The following is a 2,299-nucleotide window of genomic DNA, read 5'->3' as shown; positions in this document are numbered from 1 at the left end:
CTCTCGCGCTTCGCGCTCGCCGCGTGTCTGGCCCTCGCGGCGGCGGCCGGCGGCGTCGCGGCATGGCAGTACCGGGCGGCGCAGGACGCGCGGGAGCAGGCGGCGCAATCGCGTGCCCGGCAGGAGGAGTTGGTGCGCGTGCTGGCGGCGTCCGATGCGCGGACGACGGGACGCGGCGAGCTTCCGGGCGGTGCGTCGGGGACGGTCGTGGTCTCCCGCGAACGGGACCGTGCGGCGTTCCTCGCCTCCGGGATGGACGCACCGCCCGGCGGCAAGGTCTACCAACTCTGGTTCGCCGACGGGAAGAAGATGCGCCCGGCGGGGCTGGTGGACTCCCACGGCGACAGTACGGCCCAGCTCATGGAGGGCAAGGTCGGCCGGGCCTCCGCGATGGGCGTCACCGTCGAACCGGCGGGCGGCTCACCGCAGCCGACGACGGAGCCGCTGGCGCTGATGAAGCTGCCGGGGACGGCGGGATAGCGGCGGACGGCCCGCGCCCGGCGCAGAGCGGAAGCCCCGGAGTTCCTACCGGGTGCGCCGCGGCGGCAGCGGGAAGAAGCCGCTGGTGCGCTCCCGGTACGCGGCGTACCCGGGCCGGTCCGCCAACTGCCGCTCCAGCAGCCGCTTTCCGCTGCCCTTCGTCAGCAGCAGGCTCATCACCAGCGGGGAGACAAGCGTCGCCGCCGCGACGGCCACATCCCCGCACGCCGTGAGCCACAGCCCCCACCACACCAGGAAGTCCCCGAAGTAGTTGGGGTGCCGCGTCCAGCGCCACAGTCCGCGGTCCATGACGCGGGCGCCGGTCACGTCACGCGCCGCGGGATCGGCCTTGAAGCGGGCGAGTTGGGCGTCGCCGACGGTCTCGAAGACGAAGCCCGTCAGCCACACCAGGGTGGCGGCGCCCAGCAGCGCCCACCGCTGTCCGGACAGCGGACCCGGCACGTACTGCGCCGCCTGTACGGGCAGCGAGACCAGCCACACCAGCGCACCCTGGAGCAGATACACGGTGCGCAGCGCGTAGAGCCGCGGGTCGCCGCGGCCCCGGGCGAGCAGCCGTTCGTAGCGCGGGTCCTCGCCGTGTCCGCGTCCGCGCAGGGCGATGTGCCCGGACAGCCGCAGCCCCCATACGGCGGTCAGCGCCGTGACGAGCAGCCGGGCCGCCGGGTCGCCGTGACCGGCGGAGAGGGCGAAGGTGACGGCCGCGACGGCGGTGAAGCCCAGGCCCCATGCGACGTCGACGATGCGGTGCACGCCCTTGGCGAGGGCGGCGCCGAAGGTGACCAGCATGACGGCGAGGGCCGCGGCGGCGCTCACCGCAAGGTTCACGCCGAAGGCGCCCCACGGGAAGCCCGTCATCGTCCGCCGCCCGTCCGGCCGTTGTGGTCACTCGGCACACCGTCGTGCCCGTCCGTCATCCCGCTGCGGCCGTCCGCGTCGGGACGTACGGCCAGGATCTGGTCCACGCCCATCCGGCCCTCCTCGAAGGCCAGCATCCCGCCCGTCAGATACAGGCGCCACACACGTGCCGCCTCCTCGCCGACGAGCGCGCTCACCTCGTGCCGGCGCTCGTGCAGGGTGTCGCGCCAGGCCGCGACCGTACGGACGTAGTCCTCGCGCAGCGACTCCACGCCGCGCACTTCGAGCCCGGCCTCCTCCAGCATCGAGACCGTCCGCCCGAGGGGGCGCATATGCATGTCCGGGGCGATGTAGGTCTCGATGAAGGCGCCGCCGCCGGGCGCGCTGCGGCCGCGGGACATCTGCTGGACGAGCAGCCGTCCGCGGGGGCGCAGCCGCGCGCGCAGGGACGCGGCGAAGGCGGGATAGCCCTCGTCCCCGACGTGTTCGCCCATTTCGATGGAGCACACGGCGTCGTAGCTGCCGGGCTCGATGTCGCGGTAGTCCTTGGACTGCACGTCGACCAGGTGCTCCAGGCCCTCCTCGCGCAGCCGCCGGGTGACCGCCGCGGCCTGTTCCCGTGCCAGCGTGACGGCGGTGACCTCGGCCTTGTGGTGCCGGGCGGCGTGCAGGGCGAGCGAGCCCCAGCCGCAGCCGACGTCCAGCAGCCGGGCGCCCGGCCTCAACTCCAGCTTGCGGCAGACGAGTTCGAGCTTGTCGTGCTGGGCGTCGGCGAGGGTGTACGAGGGGTCGCCGGGGCGGCGCCAGTAGCCGCAGGAGTACGCCATCGACTGATCCAGCAGCAGGGCGTAGAAGTCGTTGGAGAAGTCGTAGTGGTGGCTGACGGCGGCGCGGTCGCGGGCCCGGCTGTGCAGCCGCCCGGCGGGCCGGGCGCGCAGCGCGG

3 protein-coding genes are annotated in these 2,299 nt (G+C 74.2%); 1 reads left to right on the top strand and 2 read right to left on the bottom strand.

Annotated features, from left to right (window positions below):
- Positions 1–480: anti-sigma factor (locus AN218_RS30070; RefSeq protein WP_141747757.1), on the top strand; the 480-nt coding region annotated here is incomplete at its 5' end.
- A 45-nt stretch (positions 481–525) separates the two neighbouring features.
- Here the strand turns inward: AN218_RS30070 and AN218_RS30065 are convergent.
- Together AN218_RS30065 and AN218_RS30060 are read right to left on the bottom strand one after the other, a co-directional pair.
- Entirely contained in the window at positions 526–1,356 is an 831-nt protein-coding gene (locus tag AN218_RS30065; protein ID WP_070020208.1) for a DUF1295 domain-containing protein, read from the bottom strand.
- A partial coding sequence (locus AN218_RS30060) for an SAM-dependent methyltransferase (RefSeq protein ID WP_070020207.1) occupies positions 1,353–2,299 on the bottom strand: 947 nt, incomplete at its 5' end. The genes AN218_RS30060 and AN218_RS30065, both read right to left, overlap by 4 nt.

This window comes from Streptomyces nanshensis (genome assembly GCF_001751255.1).
Lineage (GTDB): Bacteria > Actinomycetota > Actinomycetes > Streptomycetales > Streptomycetaceae > Streptomyces > Streptomyces nanshensis_A.
Note: the sequence above shows the minus strand (reverse complement) of the source record. Positions and strands in the feature narration are given on the sequence as shown.